Consider the following 17,211-nt stretch of genomic DNA (forward strand, 5'->3'; position numbering starts at 1 on the left):
ATTTCGGTGCATGTCGTACTCGCCGGCGGGGGGACCGCCGGCCACATCGAGCCCGCGCTCGCCCTCGCGGACGCCCTGCGCAGGCAGGACCCGACCGTGGGCATCACGGCCCTCGGTACGGAGAAGGGGCTCGAGACGCGGCTCGTACCCGAGCGCGGATACGAACTCGCGCTGATCCCCGCCGTACCGCTGCCGCGCAAGCCAACCCCTGAACTGATCACCGTCCCGGGCCGGCTGCGCGGCACGATCAAGGCGGCCGAGCAGATCCTGGAGCGCACCAAGGCGGACTGCGTCGTCGGCTTCGGCGGCTATGTCGCCCTGCCCGGCTACCTCGCGGCCAAGCGTCTCGGTGTGCCGATCGTCGTGCACGAGGCCAACGCCCGCCCCGGCCTCGCCAACAAGATCGGTTCCCGCTACGCCGCGGGCGTCGCGGTCTCGACGCCCGACAGCAAGCTGCGCGGCTCCCGCTACATCGGCATCCCGCTGCGCCGCACCATCGCCACGCTCGACCGGGCGCGCGTACGGCCCGAGGCGCGCGCCGCCTTCGGCCTCGACCCGAACCTGCCGACGCTCCTCGTCTCCGGCGGCTCCCAGGGCGCCCGCCGCCTCAACGAGGTCGTCCAGCGGGTCGCTCCGCTGCTCCAGCAGTCCGGCATCCAGATCCTGCACGTCGTCGGCCCGAAGAACGAACTGCCGCACGTCCAGCAGATGCCGGGGATGCCCCCGTACATCCCGGTACCGTACGTGGACCGGATGGACCTCGCGTACGCCGCGGCCGACATGATGCTCTGCCGCGCGGGCGCGATGACCGTCGCCGAACTCTCCGCCGTCGGGCTCCCCGCCGCCTACGTCCCGCTGCCCATCGGCAACGGCGAACAGCGGCTCAACGCCCAGCCGGTGGTCAAGGCCGGCGGCGGACTGCTGGTCGACGACGCGGAACTGACGCCCGAGTGGATCATGGGCAACGTCCTGCCCGTGCTCGGCGACCCGCACCGGCTGTACGAGATGTCCCGCGCCGCCTCCGAGTTCGGCCGCCGGGACGCCGACGAGCTGCTCGTCGGCATGGTGCGCGAGGCGATCGCCTCGCGCCACCGCCAATAACACACCGGCGAGTGAGCCGAAGGGGCGCGCCGGGCTCTCGCCACCGGTCGAGGCGCCCCGGAGGTGAACCGAGCCAGGAACGGGAGTGCGCGTGGCCGGACCGACGACCGCAGACCGCGGCGAGCGGCACAAGCCGAAGTCCGGCCCGCCCCGGCCCCCTCGGGGCCGCCTGCGCCTGCCGCGCCTGCGTCTCCTGATCGTGACGGGGGTCGCGCTCCTCCTGCTCGGCGCCGGCGCCATCTGGCTCCTGTACGGCTCTCAGTGGCTGAGGGTGGAGCGCGTGACGACCTCGGGGACGGGGGTCCTGACGCCCGCTCAAGTGCGGGCGGCCGCAGCCGTTCCGGTCGGCGCCCCGCTGATTTCCGTCGATACGGGCGCTATTGAGGACCGTCTTCGGCGTGAATTGCCCCGGATCGACTCGGTTGAGGTCACGCGTTCCTGGCCGCACGGAATCGGATTGAAAGTGACCGAGCGCAAGCCGGTCCTCATTGCCGAAAACGGTAAAAACGGTAATAAGGGCGGAAATGGTGAAGGGGGCACCAGTGTGGGCAAGTTCGTCGAAATTGATGCCAAGGGTGTCCGTTTCGCGACCGTGCAGAAGGCGCCCCGGGGCGTTCCCCGACTGGAATTGACGCCGAATCAGTCGGGCGCCGCGGCAAGCCTTCGGCGCTTCGGGCCCGACCGTCTGGTGCGTGAGGCGGTCCGCGTCACGGGCGATCTGCCCCCGGCCGTGGCCCGTGACACCCGTGCGGTCAGGGTCCGTTCATACGACGATGTGTCCCTGGAGTTGAGTGGTGGCCGCACCGTCGCATGGGGAAGCGGCGAGAAGGGCGACATCAAGGCGACCACGCTCACCGCCCTCATGAAAGCGGCCCCGAAGGCGCGGCACTTCGACGTAAGTGTCCCCACCGCCCCTGCGTCATCGGGGAGTTGACGCGCATCAGCGCAGGCCAGCACCCTGGTTGGGCACTGCTACGGCTGATCACATAGGGTGAAAAGAAAAACGGGAGGTTCGGCGTGTTCGTTGAACGTGCGCCACTTGTCGACTTAGTGTCCTGTTCGGAAGAGTCCAGGGAACAGACACACTGGTAACCCTAAACTTCAGCGTTAGGGTTCGGGTCGGCAGACAAGCAGTCCGGGCCGCCCCAATTCGGCATCAGTCGTCGCAACGTACCAATGCGAGGCGGCGACACGTAACTCGAGGCGAGAGGCCTTCGACGTGGCAGCACCGCAGAACTACCTCGCAGTCATCAAAGTCATCGGTGTCGGCGGCGGTGGTGTCAATGCCATCAACCGGATGATCGAGGTCGGTCTCAAGGGCGTCGAGTTCATCGCCATCAACACCGACGCGCAAGCCCTGTTGATGAGCGACGCGGACGTCAAGCTCGACGTCGGCCGTGAACTCACCCGCGGACTCGGCGCCGGAGCCAATCCGGCCGTCGGACGCAAGGCGGCCGAGGATCACCGCGAGGAGATCGAGGAGGTCCTCAAGGGGGCCGACATGGTCTTCGTCACCGCCGGCGAAGGCGGTGGCACCGGCACCGGCGGCGCACCTGTCGTCGCCAACATCGCACGCTCGCTGGGCGCCCTGACGATCGGTGTGGTCACCCGGCCGTTCACCTTCGAGGGCCGGCGCCGGGCGAACCAGGCGGAGGACGGCATCGCCGAGCTCCGCGAAGAGGTCGACACCCTCATCGTCATCCCCAACGACCGTCTCCTGTCCATCTCGGACCGGCAGGTCTCCGTCCTCGACGCCTTCAAGTCGGCCGACCAGGTCCTGCTGTCCGGTGTCCAGGGCATCACCGACCTGATCACCACGCCCGGCCTGATCAACCTCGACTTCGCCGACGTCAAGTCGGTCATGTCCGAGGCCGGTTCGGCGCTCATGGGCATCGGCTCCGCCCGCGGCGACGACCGCGCGGTGGCCGCCGCGGAGATGGCGATCTCCTCGCCGCTCCTCGAAGCGTCCATCGACGGCGCCCGCGGCGTGCTGCTCTCCATCTCCGGCGGCTCCGACCTCGGTCTCTTCGAGATCAACGAGGCGGCGCAGCTGGTCAGTGAGGCCGCACACCCCGAGGCCAACATCATCTTCGGTGCCGTCATCGACGACGCCCTGGGCGACGAGGTGCGGGTCACGGTCATCGCGGCCGGCTTCGACGGCGGACAGCCGCCGTCCAAGCGGGACAACGTGATCGGCGGCGCGTCCGCCAAGCGCGAGGAGCCGGCGCCGCGAGCCACCGAGGCCCGACCGTCCTTCGGCAGCCTCGGCAGCGTCACCCCGCGCGACGAGCCGAAGGCTCCGGAGCCCGTCGAGGCCGCCCCGGTGAACGAGATGCCGTCCGCCCCGGTCGCCCCGCCGCAGATTCCGCCGGCCCGTCCCTACCAGGACAGCCAGGCCGAAGAGCTGGACGTGCCGGACTTCCTGAAGTGACCGGCACAAGTGACCTGCAGAAGTGACCTCCTGAAGTGATAGGACAGCGCGACCACGCGAGCGGCGCCCACTTCGCCTTCACCGACCGGTGGGGCGGGGTGAGCGCCGCTCCGTACGAGGAGCTCAACCTCGGCGGCGCGGTCGGCGACGACCCGGCCGCCGTCCGTGCCAACCGCAGGAGTGCGGCGCAGTCGCTCGGCCTCGACCCGGCGCACGTGGTCTGGATGAACCAGGTGCACGGCCCGGACGTCGCGGTGGTGGACGGGCCCTGGGGTACGGCCGCCGACATCCCGTCCGTCGACGCGATCGTCACCGCACGGCGCGGACTCGCTCTCGCCGTGCTCACCGCGGACTGCACCCCGGTCCTGCTCGCCGATCCCGTCGCGGGAATCGCCGCCGCCGCCCACGCCGGACGCCCCGGCATGGTCGCCGGAGTCGTCCCCGCGGCGATCGCGGCGATGGTGGAACTCGGCGCCGAACCCGCCCGCATCGTGGCCCGCACCGGCCCCGCCGTCTGCGGGAAGTGCTACGAAGTCCCGGAGGGGATGCGCGCCGAGGTGGCCGCCGTGGAACCCGCGGCGTACGCCGAAACCAGCTGGGGCACCCCTGCCGTCGATGTGACCGCGGGAGTGCATGCCCAGCTGGAGCGGCTCGGGGTGCGTGACCGGCAGCAGTCGCCGGTGTGCACCCTGGAGTCGCACGACCACTTCTCGTACCGCCGCGACCGCACCACCGGTCGGCTCGCAGGCTATGTCTGGCTGGACTGATGGGACATGACGGACCGTAAGGCTCAACTCGCAGCAAATCTGGCACAAGTGGAGGAACGTATCGCTTCGGCGTGCGTCGCCGCAGGCCGTAAGCGCGAGGAAGTGACCCTGATCGTGGTCACCAAGACGTATCCCGCGAGCGATGTGCGGATCTTGTCGGAACTCGGTGTGCGCGATGTCGCCGAGAATCGCGACCAGGACGCGGCGCCCAAGGCGGCGGAGTGCGCGGACCTGCCGCTCCGGTGGCACTTTGTCGGTCAGCTGCAGACCAACAAGGTTCGCTCCGTGGTCGGTTATGCCGATGTCGTGCAGTCCGTCGACCGCTCGAAGCTCGTCACGTCGCTGTCGACGGCGGCCGTGCGCGCGGAGCGTGAACTCGGATGCCTGATCCAGGTCGCGCTCGACGCCGGGGAGAACGGGCGGGGCGAGCGCGGGGGCGTGGGGCCGGGCGGAATCGGGGAGTTGGCGGCACTTGTGGCGGACGCTCCCGGTTTGCGCCTCGACGGTCTGATGACGGTCGCACCACTGACCGGCCCGTACGCGGACCGCCAACAGGCCGCGTTCGAGTGGCTGATGGATTTGTCGACTGACCTGCGCCGGGCTCATCCGGCTGCGAACATGGTGTCAGCAGGGATGAGTGCGGACCTCGAACAGGCCGTGGCGGCCGGAGCGACACATGTGCGCGTCGGTACGGCGGTACTCGGAGTCCGACCCAGGCTCGGGTAACGTCGCCAAGAAGTCGGACCACAGCAGAAAATATGGTCATTCTCGCTGATGGGCGGGGAGATCGCGTGGATCGCAGGCACTTTGGTTGACGTCAGCCGATCCACCACAGAGCGGAGGACTCAGAGCAATGGCCGGCGCGATGCGCAAGATGGCGGTCTACCTCGGCCTCGTGGAGGACGATGGGTACGACGGCCGGGGCTTCGACCCCGACGACGACTTCGAGCCCGAGCTGGACCCCGAGCCCGAGCGGGACCGCAGGCGGCACGAATCGTCGCATCAGTCGCACAACACTCATCAGCCACATCAGTCCCAACGGGACGAATCGGTACGAGTGGTACAGCCTCCCGCCCAGCGCGAACCGGCCCCGCTGCCCGCGGAATCCGGACGTCCGGCGCGAATCGCCCCCGTGGCATCCATCACACCTGAACGCCAGAGTCTGGAGAAGAACGCACCGGTGATCATGCCCAAGGTTGTGTCCGAGCGGGAGCCCTACCGCATCACGACGCTGCACCCCCGGACGTACAACGAGGCCCGTACCATCGGGGAACACTTCCGTGAGGGCACTCCTGTGATCATGAATCTGACGGAGATGGACGACACCGACGCGAAGCGACTTGTCGACTTTGCCGCCGGTCTTGTCTTCGGTCTGCACGGCAGCATTGAGCGGGTGACGCAGAAGGTGTTCCTGTTGTCGCCTGCTAACGTCGATGTCACGGCAGAGGACAAGGCCCGCATCGCAGAGGGCGGGTTCTTCAATCAGAGCTGAGACGCAGCACCGGTGAAGTGCCGGTGCAGCACTGGCAACGAGGCACGGGACACAGGGGAGAGGGAACCGCGGACATGAGCGTGGTTTTGGATGTTGTCTACATCGCGCTGATGTGTTTCCTCATCGTGCTGATCTTCCGGCTGGTCATGGACTACGTCTTCCAGTTCGCCCGCTCGTGGCAACCCGGCAAGGCGATGGTGGTCGTACTTGAGGCCACCTACACTGTCACTGATCCACCGCTCAAGCTTCTGCGGCGGTTCATTCCGCCGCTGCGTCTCGGGGGCGTGGCGCTCGACCTGTCCTTCTTCGTACTGATGATCATCGTCTACATCCTGATCTCCGTCGTGAGCCGGCTGTGAACGATACGGTCTTGCCGAATGCCGACGACTACGTTGAGGTGAAGAGATGCCGTTGACCCCCGAGGACGTGCGGAACAAGCAGTTCACGACCGTCCGCCTCCGAGAAGGCTATGACGAGGACGAGGTCGATGCCTTCCTCGACGAGGTCGAAGGCGAACTGACTCGCCTTCTCCGAGAGAACGAGGACCTGCGCGCGAAGCTCGCCGCAGCCACCCGCGCCGCTGCGCAGAACCAGCAGCAGGGAGGCATGCGCAAGCCTCCGGAACCGCAGGACCAGCGCGGTCCCGGTGCGCCGGTGCCCGCCGCAATATCGGGTCCGCAGCCGGTGCAGCCGCAGCAGCAGATGGGTGGCCCCATGGGCGGCCCGCCCCAGCTGCCCAGCGGTGCGCCGCAGCTGCCCGCAGGCCCCGGTGGACACGGTCCGCAGGGTCCCGGCCAGCAGGGTCCCGGTCCGATGGGCCAGGGTCCGATGGGCCAGGGTCCGATGGGCCAGGGTCCGATGGGTCAGGGTCACCCCGGCCAGAACCAGCTCGGTCAGGGCCAGATGGGCCAGGGCCAGCTGCAGCAGCAGATGGGCGGCCCGATGGGCGGTCCCATGGGTGGCCCCATGGGCGGTCACGGTCCGCAGATGCCGCAGCCCGGTCAGGGTCCCGGTGGCGACAGCGCCGCCCGTGTCCTCTCCCTTGCGCAGCAGACCGCCGACCAGGCGATCGCGGAGGCCCGTTCCGAGGCCAACAAGATCGTCGGCGAGGCCCGCAGCCGCGCCGAGGGTCTCGAGCGTGACGCCCGTGCCAAGGCCGACGCCCTGGAGCGGGACGCGCAGGAGAAGCACCGCGTCGCGATGGGCTCCCTGGAGTCCGCCCGCGCCACGCTGGAGCGCAAGGTCGAGGACCTGCGTGGCTTCGAGCGCGAGTACCGCACGCGTCTGAAGTCCTACCTCGAGTCGCAGCTGCGTCAGCTGGAGACTCAGGCCGACGACTCGCTGGCTCCCCCGCGGACGCCCGCGACCGCGTCGCTGCCGCCGTCGCCCGCGCCTTCCATGGCGTCGGCCGGTGCGGGTGCCCCGTCCTACGGCGGCAACCAGACCATGGGCGGCAACCAGCCTCCGGCCGGTCCGTCCTACGGCGGCCAGCAGCAGATGTCACCGGCGATGACCCAGCCGATGGCGCCGGTGCGGCCGCAGGGTCCCGCGCCGATGCAGCAGGCTCCGTCGCCGATGCGCGGTTTCCTCATCGACGAGGACGACAACTGACGGGCGTGACCACGCCTTAGGCGTCGGCAGCGTTCAAGGGCCGGGCCCCCGGATTTCCGGGGGCCCGGCCCTTTGCCGTGTTCAGGGTGCGCCGGCGAGGTGCAGAAACGTTCATCTGTGCGTGAGTACGAAACGCCGAAGGCCCGGTCCCGCCAAGATCTTTGGCGGGACCGGGCCTTCGGTCGTGGGCTACGCCTTGCGCAGGCGGAACGTGAGGGCGAGCGGCTCGTCCGTGAACGTCTCACCGTAGGTGTCGTCGGCCTCGCCCTGGGCGAAGTCCGTGGCGAGCACCTCGTCCGCGATCAGCGTGGCGTGCTCGGACAGGGCCGAGACGACCGCGGGCTCCGTGGACGTCCACCGCAGGGCGATCCGGTCCGCGACGTCCAGGCCGCTGTTCTTACGGGCCTCCTGGATCAGGCGGATCGCGTCACGGGCAAGGCCCGCCTGACGCAGCTCCTCCGTGATCTCCAGGTCGAGCGCCACCGTCGCGCCGGAGTCCGAGGCGACGGACCAGCCCTCGCGCGGGGTCTCCGTGATGATGACCTCGTCGGGGGCCAGCGTGATCGTCTCGCCGTCGACCTCGACCGACGCCGTGCCTTCGCGCAGACCGAGCGAGAGCGCGGCGGCGTCCGCTTCCGCGACCGCCTTCGCGACCGCCTGGACGCCCTTGCCGAACCGCTTGCCCAGGGCGCGGAAGTTCGCCTTGGCGGTCGTGTCGACCAGGGAGCCGCCGACCTCGGAGAGCGACGCCAGCGAGGAGACGTTGAGTTCCTCGGTGATCTGGGCGTGCAGCTCCGGGTTGAGCGTCTCGAAGCCCGCGGCCGCGACCAGCGCGCGGGACAGCGGCTGACGGGTCTTGACGCCCGACTCCGCGCGCGTGGCGCGGCCCAGCTCGACGAGGCGGCGGACGAGGACCATCTGCCGTGACAGGTCCGGGTCGATGGCGGAGAGGTCCGCCTCCGGCCAGGTGGACAGGTGGACCGACTCGGGGGAGTCCGGCGTGACCGGGACCACCAGGTCCTGCCAGACCCGCTCGGTGATGAACGGCGTCAGCGGCGCCATCAGACGCGTGACCGTCTCGATGACCTCGTGCAGGGTGCGCAGGGCCCCCTTGTCGCCCTGCCAGAAGCGGCGGCGCGAGCGGCGCACGTACCAGTTCGACAGGTCGTCGACGAACGAGGAGAGCAGCTTGCCGGCGCGCTGGGTGTCGTACGCCTCCAGCGCCTGCGTCACCTGGTCGGTGAGCGCGTGCAGTTCGGAGAGCAGCCAGCGGTCGAGCACGGTGCGGTCGGCGGGGGCCGGGTCGGCCTCACTGGGCGACCAGTCCGACGTACGGGCGTACAGGGCCTGGAAGGCGACCGTGTTCCAGTACGTCAGGAGGGTCTTGCGGACGACTTCCTGGATCGTGCCGTGGCCGACGCGGCGCGCCGCCCAGGGGGAGCCGCCGGCGGCCATGAACCAGCGCACGGCGTCAGCGCCGTGCTGGTCCATCAGCGGGATCGGCTGGAGGGTGTTCCCCAGGTGCTTGGACATCTTGCGGCCGTCCTCGGCGAGGATGTGGCCGAGGCACACGACGTTCTCGTAGGACGACTTGTCGAAGACGAGCGTGCCGACCGCCATGAGGGTGTAGAACCACCCGCGGGTCTGGTCGATGGCCTCCGAGATGAACTGCGCCGGGTACCGGCTCTCGAAGAGCTCCTTGTTCTTGTACGGGTAGCCCCACTGCGCGAACGGCATCGAACCCGAGTCGTACCAGGCGTCGATGACCTCGGGCACGCGCGTGGCCGTCTTCTCGCACTGGGGGCACGCGAAGGTGACCTCGTCGATGAAGGGGCGGTGCGGGTCGAGGTCCGCCAGGTCGGTGCCGGTCAGCTCGCCGAGCTCGGCCAGCGAGCCGATGCAGGTGAGGTGGTCGTCCTCGCAGCGCCACAGCGGGAGGGGAGTGCCCCAGTAGCGGCTGCGGGACAGCGCCCAGTCGATGTTGTTGTTCAGCCAGTCGCCGAAGCGGCCGTGCTTCACGCTCGAAGGGAACCAGTTGGTCTTCTCGTTCTCCTGGAGAAGACGGTCCTTGATCTCCGTGGTGCGGATGTACCAGGACGGCTGCGCGTAGTAGAGCAGCGCCGTGTGGCAGCGCCAGCAGTGCGGGTAGCTGTGCTCGTACGGGACGTGCAGGAAGAGCAGGCCGCGGTCCTTGAGGTCCTCGGTGAGCTTTTCGTCCGCCTTCTTGAAGAAGACACCGCCCACGAGCGGGACGTCCTCCTCGAAGGTGCCGTCAGGACGGACCGGGTTCACCACCGGCAGGCCGTACGACTTGCAGACCTTGAGGTCGTCCTCACCGAACGCGGGGGACTGGTGGACGAGACCGGTGCCGTCCTCGGTCGTGACGTAGTCGGCGTTGACCACGTAGTGGGCCTCGGCCGGGAACTCCACGAGCTCGAACGGGCGTTGGTACTTCCAGCGCTCCATCTCGGCGCCGGTGAAGGACTCGCCGGTCTTCTCCCAGCCCTCGCCGAGCGACTTCTCGACGAGGGGCTCGGCGACGACGACCTTCTCGTTGCCGTCCGTCGCGACGACGTAGGTGACGTCGGGGTGCGCGGCGACCGCCGTGTTCGAGACGAGCGTCCAGGGGGTCGTCGTCCAGACGAGGAGTGAGGCCTCGCCGGCCAGCGGACCGGAGGTGAGCGGGAAACGGACGTAGACGGAGGGGTCGACGACCGTCTCGTAGCCCTGTGCCAGCTCGTGGTCCGAGAGCCCGGTGCCGCAGCGGGGGCACCAGGGGGCGACGCGGTGGTCCTGGGTCAGCAGGCCCTTGTTGAAGATCTCCTTGAGCGACCACCACACGGACTCGATGTACGCGGGGTCCATCGTGCGGTACGCGTCGTCGAGGTCGACCCAGTAACCCATGCGGGTCGTCAGGTCGGTGAACGCGTCGGTGTGCCGGGTCACGGACTCGCGGCACATGGCGTTGAACTCGGCGATGCCGAACGCCTCGATGTCCTTCTTGCCGTTGAAGCCGAGCTCCTGCTCGACCGCCAGCTCCACGGGCAGGCCGTGGCAGTCCCAGCCGGCCTTGCGGGCCACGTGATAGCCGCGCATGGTGCGAAAGCGCGGGAAGACGTCCTTGAAGACGCGGGCCTCGATGTGGTGAGCGCCCGGCATGCCGTTGGCTGTGGGCGGGCCCTCGTAGAACACCCACTCGGGGCGTCCCTCGGACTGCTCCAAGCTCTTGGCAAAGATCTTCTGCTCGCGCCAGAAGTCGAGCACGGCGTGCTCGAGGGCGGGCAGGTCGACCTGGGCGGGCACCTGGCGGTACGTCATCGATCTTCCTCCGGCGGACACTGTTTCTTCCGTCTCCGTCGGAGGGACGAGAGCTTCGTCTGTGACGTACGCCGTGTGCGGCGCGCTCCCGCGGTACCACCCTCCTTGGCCCTCCGGGGCGCTGACTGCTCCGGTGAGCCCCCTCATTGGGGTCGCGATGCCGGTTCTACTCGCCCCGCGAGCGGGGCTTTCTTCCGGCGGCTCCGGGGTGATCTTCGCGTCGCGCTCGCCCCCGGGCTTCCACCGTCCCCGGGTCGCTCTTGGCTGCGTACGCCGCTACTCGGCCCCATCCACGCTTCTCGCTCCGCCCAGTGTACGGGGCGTGAGCACACGCGGCCGACCGGTTTTGGGGCGGGCGGCGGCAGGGACCCGGGGCAGCCGGTGTCAGGCGTGCTGGGGGATCTCGTCCTTGAGGTTGCTGCGGATCATGTTCCGCAGTTCGGGGGTATCGGTGTGACCGTGGACCGACACGGAGTGCTCGGCCGCCGCGCGGACCACTTCGTCCTCCTCGCCCGTGATGGCGAGGGTGCAGTTCGTCTCGCTCGGCACGTCACGGCAGTCGACTACTTTGCGCATGATGATGCACCTTCTTTGTTTATGCCTCAGTTTATTCCTCTGAGGTGGTGCCGTACGGGCTCGTCAGGGGCTCTTGCCGGGCTGGTCACGGCCTCGCGGGCTGACCCGAATGGCGACACGGGGCCCGACGGATCGCGGGGCCGGGCGCCTCGGCGGATTACCGGGCGGGGAGCTGGGCACAACGCTTGCAAGTCTGCCGCGCGGGACGTGCGGGGCGGGCGCATCGGGCGGTGTGCCCCGTTGCCGCGGGTCAGAAGTCGATTTATCGTCCCAGCACGATTCGCGTGCAAGATCACAAAATGTGAAGGGGCCGCGGCCATGGTGGCGAAAAAGAGTCCGGCGGGGGTGCGTGAGGCATCCGCCGGCGTGAAGGCCGCGGTCGAGGAGGCGGTGCCTGCGAAGGCGGCGGCCGACGCGGCCCCGGCCGCGAAGAAGCCGGCCGCCGGGAAGAAGAGCATCGCGACGAAGACGGCCTCCAGGAGGAGCGCGGCGGCCACGAAGGCCACTACGAAGAGCACGGGTACGAAGAGCGCGGCCGCCAAGAAGACGGCGAAGGCTTCGAAGGCGGCGGCCGGGACCGTGACCGAGGCCGCCGGTCCCACCAGGACCACCAAGACCACCAAGACCGCCGACAGGACCGCTCAGTCGGCAAAGGCTGCGAAGTCCGCGAAGAGTGCGAAGTCCGCGCACGCCTCCTCCGAAGAAGAGGAACCGGAAAGCGTCGTCGCCGAGAAGGGCGCGGCCGGGAGAACGGGCGCGAGGAAGAGCGTGGTCAAGAAGGCCACGGGCCACAAGAGCGCGGAGAAGAAGACGGTCGCGTCCGCGGCCGATGGCGCGGCGTCGGCCGCGAAGACGACGGGAGCCACGACTGTGGTTGCGAAGAAGAACCCCGGCACGGCCACGGCGAAGAAGTCCCGCGCGGTGCCGAATGCGCGGATCGCGGCCGTGGAGCCGGGCGAGCTCGCGGTACGGCCGGGCGAGGACCCCTGGACCCCGGCCGAGGCCGCGGAGGCGCGGGCGGAGCTCCAGAGCGAGGCGCTGCGCCTGAACAGCGAGATCGAGTCGTCGGAGAAGGCACTCGTCGGGCTCATGAGGGACTCCGGGGACGGCGCCGGCGACGACGAGGCGGACACCGGCACGAAGAACATCACGCGGGAGCACGAGCTGTCGCTGGCCGCGAACGCCAGGGAGATGCTCCAGCAGACCGAGCGCGCGCTGGAGCGGCTCGACGCGGGCACGTACGGGATCTGCGAGAACTGCGGGAACCCGATCGGCAAGGCGCGGATGCAGGCCTTCCCGCGGGCGACCCTGTGCGTCGAGTGCAAGCAGAAGCAGGAGCGCCGTTACTGACCCGGCGGCGCGCTCCGTCACGCAGTCGCTCCTGGGCTGCTGGGGGCGTACGTGTGTGCCGTACTCTCGTCCTCAGTCAGGTACCTAGGTTGAGGGACTCACGTGGCAGAGGCGGAGCGCGTCATCGGTACTCCGGACACCCCGGATGCGGGGGGAGAAGGGCCGGACAACGGCGGGGAGACCCAGGAGCGGCCCAAGGGCAAGCGGAAGATCGCCGTGCTGTTCGCGGTGGCCGCCCTCGCGTACGCCCTCGACCTGGTCAGCAAGATGATCGTGGTCGCGAAGCTGGAGCACCACGAGCCGATCGAGCTCCTCGGTGACTGGCTGCGGCTCGAGGCGATCAGGAACGCGGGCGCCGCGTTCGGCATCGGCGAGGCCTTCACGATCATCTTCACCGTGATCGCCGCGGCCGTGATCGTCGTGATCGCCCGGCTCGCCCGCAAGCTCTACAGCCTGCCCTGGGCGATCGCGCTCGGGCTGCTCCTCGGCGGGGCGCTCGGCAATCTCACAGACCGGATCTTCCGTTCGCCCGGCGTCTTCGAAGGGGCCGTGGTCGACTTCATCGCGCCGAAGGACTTCGCCGTGTTCAACCTCGCCGACTCGGCGATCGTGTGCGGCGGCATCCTGATCGTGCTCCTGTCGTTCCGGGGCCTCGACCCGGACGGGACCGTCCACAAGGACTGAGCGACCAGGGGCTTTCTCCTCGCGCGGTCCGGAGTGTCGGCGGGCTCCTGCATACTCAATGGGTGAGCACGATTCCCGAGATCCGAACCCTGCCCGTGCCCGACGGCCTGGAGGGCGAGCGCGTAGACGCCGCCATCTCCCGCATGTTCGGCTTCTCCCGCACCAAGGCCGCCGAGCTCGCCGCGGCGGGGAAGGTCGCGGTCGACGGCTCGGTGGTCGGGAAGTCCGAGCGGGTGCACGGCGGTGCGTGGCTCGAGGTGGAGATGCCGCAGGCGCCCGCCCCGGTGCAGATCGTCGCCGAGCCCGTCGAGGGCATGGAGATCGTCCATGACGACGACGACATTGTCGTGATCATGAAGCCGGTCGGCGTCGCCGCCCACCCCAGCCCCGGCTGGACCGGGACGACCGTGATCGGCGGCCTCGCCGCCGCCGGGTACCGGATCTCCACGTCCGGTGCCGCCGAGCGCCAGGGCATCGTCCACCGGCTCGACGTCGGCACCTCCGGCCTCATGGTCGTCGCCAAGTCGGAGCGCGCGTACACGACGCTGAAGCGGCAGTTCAAGGAGCGCGTCGTCGACAAGCGCTACCACTCGCTGGTCCAGGGCCACCCGGACCCGATGAGCGGCACGATCGACGCCCCCATCGGGCGCCACCCGAACCACGACTACAAGTGGGCCGTGACCGCCGAGGGCAAGCCCTCCGTCACGCACTACGACCTCATCGAGGCGTTCCGTGCCGCCAGCCTTCTCGACATCAAGCTGGAGACGGGGCGCACGCACCAGATCCGCGTGCACATGTCCGCCCACCGGCACCCCTGTGTCGGCGACCTGACGTACGGCGCCGACCCGACGCTCGCCAAGCGGCTCGGCCTCACCCGGCAGTGGCTGCATGCCGTGCGCCTCGGCTTCGAGCACCCGGCCGACGGCGAGTGGGTCGAGTTCTCCAGCGACTACCCCGAGGACCTGCAGACGGCCCTCGACCGCGTCCGGGCGGAGAGCTCGTGACCGCGCCGCAGCCCCCTTCCGCGTACGTGGTGCGCGTCGCCGACAGCGAGGCCGACCGCAAGGCGTGCTTCGCCGTGCGCCAGGAGGTCTTCGTCGTCGAGCAGCGGGTTCCCCAGGAGCTCGAGTACGACGAGTACGACGCCGGGGCCGGCACGGTGCACGTGCTGGCGCTGCGCGCCGACGGCGAGCCGCTCGGCACGGGGCGGCTGCTGACCGGCGCCGCCGCAGTGGCGAAGAACGGCGGGGACGCCGGGGTCGGCGCGCTCGGCCGGCTCGCGGTGGCGAAGGCCGCGCGCGGGCTCGGCGTGGGCGCGGCCCTCGTGCGGGCCATCGAGGACGCCGCGGCGGAGCGTGGGCTCGTCGCCGTGGACCTGCACGCGCAGACGCATGCGCTGGGGTTCTACGAGCGTCTCGGCTATGCCGTGTACGGACCGGAGTTTCCCGACGCGGGGATTGCGCACCGGGCGATGCGGAAGGCGCTGGGGCAGCCGGACACCCCCTAGGGCCGCGCGGCCCGGTTCCAACGGCGCCGACTCGCGCCACAAATCACCACAGAGCGATGTGCGTGGCACGCTGGGGACCTGATCGTCCGATGGCTTGACCGCCGTTACTCGCCGGGGTGCGCACCGTGGATCAGTTGGCCCTGCTGTTCGTGCTGTTGCTCGGGGCCGTACTGAGCGTGCCGCTCGGAGACAAGCTCGGGCTGCCCGCGCCCGTGCTGATGACGCTTCTCGGCATCACCCTGGCGCTCCTCCCCTTCGTGCCGAACGTCGAGGTCCCGCCCGACCTGATCCTCCCGCTCCTGCTGCCGCCCCTGCTCTACGCGGCCGTGAAGCGCACGTCATGGCGCCAGTTCGCCGCGAACAAGAGACCGATCTTCCTGCTCGCCGTGGCCCTGGTCTTCGTCACCACGGCGGCGGTCGCGTTCGTCGCCAACGCCATCGTGCCGGGCCTGCCGATCGCCGCGGCCGTCGTGCTCGGTGCCCTCGTCGCACCGCCCGACCCCGTCGCCGCGACCGCGGTGGCCGGCCAACTCGGCCTGCCCCGCCGCCTGGTGTCGACCCTGGAGGGCGAGGGCCTGTTCAACGACGTGACCGCCATCGTGCTCTACCACGTGGCCGTCGCCGCCGTCGTGAGCGGCAGTTTCTCCTGGCCGGAGGCCGTCGTCTCGCTGCTCCTGTCCGCCGTCGTGGCCCTCGTCGTCGGGCTCGTGATCGGCTGGACCGCGAACAAGCTGATGAACTTCCTCGACGACTCCACGCTCCAGATCGGCCTGACGCTCCTGATGCCGTACGCCTCGTACGTGCTGGCCGAGGAGCTGCACGGCTCCGGGGTGCTCGCCGTACTCGTCACGGCGCTCTTCCTCGCCGAGTACGCCTTCGACGCGGACGACGTCATGACCCGGCTGACCGGCCGCGCCTTCTGGGACATCGTCGACACACTCGTCACGGGCGTCGCCTTCGGCCTCATCGGCCTCGAACTGCACAACGCGATCAGGACCGCGTCCGGCCGCTGGGGCGAGATGCTCGGCTGGGCCGGCACCGTCGTGGCGGTCGTCGTCTTCGTACGCCTGCTGTGGCTGCTTCCGGCGACCTGGCTGACGCTGCGTCTGCATGCGCGGCGGGATCTCGACGAGGACATCCCGATCTCCTGGCGCGAGACCGTGATCATGTGGTGGTCCGGAATGCGCGGGGTCGCCTCCGTCGCGCTGGCCCTCGCCATCCCGTTCACGATGGACGACAAGTCACCGTTCCCCGACCGCGACGAGATCGTCTTCATCGCGTTCGGCGTCATCATGGGCACCCTCGTGCTCCAGGGGCTGAGCCTGCCCTGGCTGGTGAAGAAGCTGGGGGTCAAGGCGGACGCCGAGAAGGAGAAGGAGTTCGAGCAGCAACTCGCGTTCCGCGCGGCCAGGGCCGCCAAGCGTCGCCTCAAGGAGATCGAGGAGGTCGAGGAGCTGCCCGACGACCTCTCCGACCAGATGGTCCGCAGAGCCCACGAGATCGGGCTGCGCATCAACCCCGAGCTGGGCAGCGAGGAGCGCAAGGAGGCCCACGCCAAGCGCTTCTCAAGGATCAAGCGGGTGCGCCACATCCAGAACGAGATGCTCTCCGCCGCCCGGCACGAGGTGCTCGCGGCGCGCAGCGAGCCGGGCGCCGACCCCGAGATCGTGGACCGCGTGCTGCGCCACCTCGACGTGCGCAGCCTGCGCTGAGGATCGCGGCCGCTGACGGTGACGGGCGCCCCCGGATGGCACCATGGGCCCCATGAACATCATGCTTTTCCACTCGACGTACGGCCTGCGTCCCGCCGTCCGTGACGCGGCCGACCGGCTGCGGGCAGCCGGACACGAGGTGTGGACCCCGGACCTCTTCGAGGGCCGCACCTTCGACACCGTCGAGGACGGCATGGCCTTCAACGAGGAGATCGGCAAGGACGAGCTGCTCAAGCGCGCCATCCTCGCCGCCGCTCCCCTCTCCGAGCGCGGGCTCGTCTACGCCGGGTTCTCCCTCGGCGCCTCGATCGCGCAGACCCTGGCCCTCGGCGACGACAAGGCGCGCGGCCTGCTGCTCCTGCACGGCACCTCGGACATCGCCGAGAACGCCTCCGCGGACGAGCTGCCCGTACAACTGCACGTCGCCGAGCCCGATCCGTTCGAGACGGACGACTGGCTGAGCGCCTGGTACCTCCAGATGGGGCGGACCGGCGCCGACGTGGAGGTCTACCGGTACCCGGGCGCCGGCCACCTCTACACGGACCCCGAACTGCCGGACTACGACGCGGAGGCGGCCGAGGCCACCTGGCGGGTGGCGCTCGGCTTCCTCGATTCGCTCTAGGGCCTCGTCTTCGAACTCCCGCCGTCCGCCCTCGGGGCAG

The 17,211-nt window shown here is 69.6% G+C and carries 16 protein-coding genes; 14 read left to right on the forward strand and 2 right to left on the reverse strand.

The features are described from left to right. Nucleotides 1-6 precede the first annotated feature (6 nt). From murG to ACZ67T_RS06010, 8 genes are all read left to right on the forward strand, one after another. Entirely contained in the window at nucleotides 7-1,101 is a 1,095-nt protein-coding gene (murG, locus tag ACZ67T_RS05975) for an undecaprenyldiphospho-muramoylpentapeptide beta-N-acetylglucosaminyltransferase (protein WP_356283418.1), read from the forward strand. A 91-nt stretch (nucleotides 1,102-1,192) separates the two neighbouring features. After that, nucleotides 1,193-2,035, forward strand: a complete 843-nt coding sequence (locus tag ACZ67T_RS05980; protein ID WP_469981762.1) for a cell division protein FtsQ/DivIB — start codon at nucleotides 1,193-1,195, stop codon at nucleotides 2,033-2,035. A 285-nt stretch (nucleotides 2,036-2,320) separates the two neighbouring features. Beyond that, a complete protein-coding gene (ftsZ, locus tag ACZ67T_RS05985; protein ID WP_469981763.1) occupies nucleotides 2,321-3,532 on the forward strand; it encodes a cell division protein FtsZ in 1,212 nt (403 codons plus the stop codon). A 35-nt stretch (nucleotides 3,533-3,567) separates the two neighbouring features. Further along, nucleotides 3,568-4,299 carry a peptidoglycan editing factor PgeF gene (gene pgeF / locus ACZ67T_RS05990; protein ID WP_469981764.1) on the forward strand — a complete coding sequence of 244 codons (732 nt, stop codon included), beginning with the start codon at nucleotides 3,568-3,570 and terminating at the stop codon, nucleotides 4,297-4,299. Between the two features lie 6 nt (nucleotides 4,300-4,305). After that, nucleotides 4,306-5,025: a YggS family pyridoxal phosphate-dependent enzyme gene (locus tag ACZ67T_RS05995; protein WP_469981765.1), complete on the forward strand. Its 720-nt coding sequence runs from the start codon at nucleotides 4,306-4,308 to the stop codon at nucleotides 5,023-5,025. Nucleotides 5,026-5,152: 127 nt separating this feature from the next. Further along, nucleotides 5,153-5,791 (forward strand): cell division protein SepF, encoded by a 639-nt coding sequence (locus ACZ67T_RS06000; protein WP_127832995.1) that lies wholly within the window; start codon nucleotides 5,153-5,155, stop codon nucleotides 5,789-5,791. A 74-nt stretch (nucleotides 5,792-5,865) separates the two neighbouring features. Beyond that, nucleotides 5,866-6,150 carry a YggT family protein gene (locus tag ACZ67T_RS06005; protein WP_033318070.1) on the forward strand — a complete coding sequence of 95 codons (285 nt, stop codon included), beginning with the start codon at nucleotides 5,866-5,868 and terminating at the stop codon, nucleotides 6,148-6,150. A 46-nt stretch (nucleotides 6,151-6,196) separates the two neighbouring features. Further along, nucleotides 6,197-7,402: a DivIVA domain-containing protein gene (locus tag ACZ67T_RS06010; protein WP_469981766.1), complete on the forward strand. Its 1,206-nt coding sequence runs from the start codon at nucleotides 6,197-6,199 to the stop codon at nucleotides 7,400-7,402. A gap of 189 nt (nucleotides 7,403-7,591) precedes the next feature. Here the strand turns inward: ACZ67T_RS06010 and ileS are convergent, their stop codons facing one another. Next, on the reverse strand, nucleotides 7,592-10,720 hold the full coding sequence (ileS, locus tag ACZ67T_RS06015; protein WP_469981767.1) for an isoleucine--tRNA ligase: 3,129 nt from the start codon (nucleotides 10,718-10,720) through the stop codon (nucleotides 7,592-7,594). A 384-nt stretch (nucleotides 10,721-11,104) separates the two neighbouring features. Next, nucleotides 11,105-11,296, reverse strand: a complete 192-nt coding sequence (locus tag ACZ67T_RS06020) for a DUF1059 domain-containing protein (RefSeq protein WP_100592229.1) — start codon at nucleotides 11,294-11,296, stop codon at nucleotides 11,105-11,107. Between the two features lie 318 nt (nucleotides 11,297-11,614). Between ACZ67T_RS06020 and ACZ67T_RS06025 the strand changes: the two genes are divergently transcribed. From ACZ67T_RS06025 to ACZ67T_RS06050, 6 genes are all read left to right on the forward strand, one after another. Next, entirely contained in the window at nucleotides 11,615-12,646 is a 1,032-nt protein-coding gene (locus ACZ67T_RS06025) for a TraR/DksA family transcriptional regulator (RefSeq protein ID WP_469981768.1), read from the forward strand. Nucleotides 12,647-12,748: 102 nt separating this feature from the next. Continuing rightward, on the forward strand, nucleotides 12,749-13,330 hold the full coding sequence (gene lspA, locus ACZ67T_RS06030; protein WP_469981770.1) for a signal peptidase II: 582 nt from the start codon (nucleotides 12,749-12,751) through the stop codon (nucleotides 13,328-13,330). Between the two features lie 62 nt (nucleotides 13,331-13,392). Continuing rightward, nucleotides 13,393-14,334, forward strand: a complete 942-nt coding sequence (locus ACZ67T_RS06035) for an RluA family pseudouridine synthase (RefSeq protein ID WP_389475015.1) — start codon at nucleotides 13,393-13,395, stop codon at nucleotides 14,332-14,334. Beyond that, nucleotides 14,331-14,837 (forward strand): GNAT family N-acetyltransferase, encoded by a 507-nt coding sequence (locus tag ACZ67T_RS06040; protein WP_469981772.1) that lies wholly within the window; start codon nucleotides 14,331-14,333, stop codon nucleotides 14,835-14,837. Before ACZ67T_RS06035 ends, ACZ67T_RS06040 begins: the two co-directional genes overlap by 4 nt. Before the next feature lie 125 nt (nucleotides 14,838-14,962). Continuing rightward, nucleotides 14,963-16,549, forward strand: a complete 1,587-nt coding sequence (locus ACZ67T_RS06045) for a Na+/H+ antiporter (RefSeq protein WP_469981774.1) — start codon at nucleotides 14,963-14,965, stop codon at nucleotides 16,547-16,549. Nucleotides 16,550-16,601: 52 nt separating this feature from the next. After that, a complete protein-coding gene (locus ACZ67T_RS06050; protein ID WP_469981775.1) occupies nucleotides 16,602-17,171 on the forward strand; it encodes a dienelactone hydrolase family protein in 570 nt (189 codons plus the stop codon). Nucleotides 17,172-17,211 lie beyond the last annotated feature (40 nt).

It is taken from the genome of Streptomyces sp. NPDC107517 (assembly GCF_055582645.1).

Coding starts and splice junctions, on each gene's coding strand:
- ACZ67T_RS06025 (WP_469981768.1), top strand. CDS start 11,615: ATGGTGGCGAAAAAGAGTCCGGCGGGGGTGCGTGAGGCATCCGCCGGC.
- ACZ67T_RS06005 (WP_033318070.1), top strand. CDS start 5,866: ATGAGCGTGGTTTTGGATGTTGTCTACATCGCGCTGATGTGTTTCCTC.
- ileS (WP_469981767.1), bottom strand. CDS start 10,720: ATGACGTACCGCCAGGTGCCCGCCCAGGTCGACCTGCCCGCCCTCGAG.
- ACZ67T_RS06010 (WP_469981766.1), top strand. CDS start 6,197: ATGCCGTTGACCCCCGAGGACGTGCGGAACAAGCAGTTCACGACCGTC.
- ACZ67T_RS05995 (WP_469981765.1), top strand. CDS start 4,306: ATGACGGACCGTAAGGCTCAACTCGCAGCAAATCTGGCACAAGTGGAG.
- ACZ67T_RS06020 (WP_100592229.1), bottom strand. CDS start 11,296: ATGCGCAAAGTAGTCGACTGCCGTGACGTGCCGAGCGAGACGAACTGC.
- ACZ67T_RS06000 (WP_127832995.1), top strand. CDS start 5,153: ATGGCCGGCGCGATGCGCAAGATGGCGGTCTACCTCGGCCTCGTGGAG.
- ACZ67T_RS06050 (WP_469981775.1), top strand. CDS start 16,602: ATGAACATCATGCTTTTCCACTCGACGTACGGCCTGCGTCCCGCCGTC.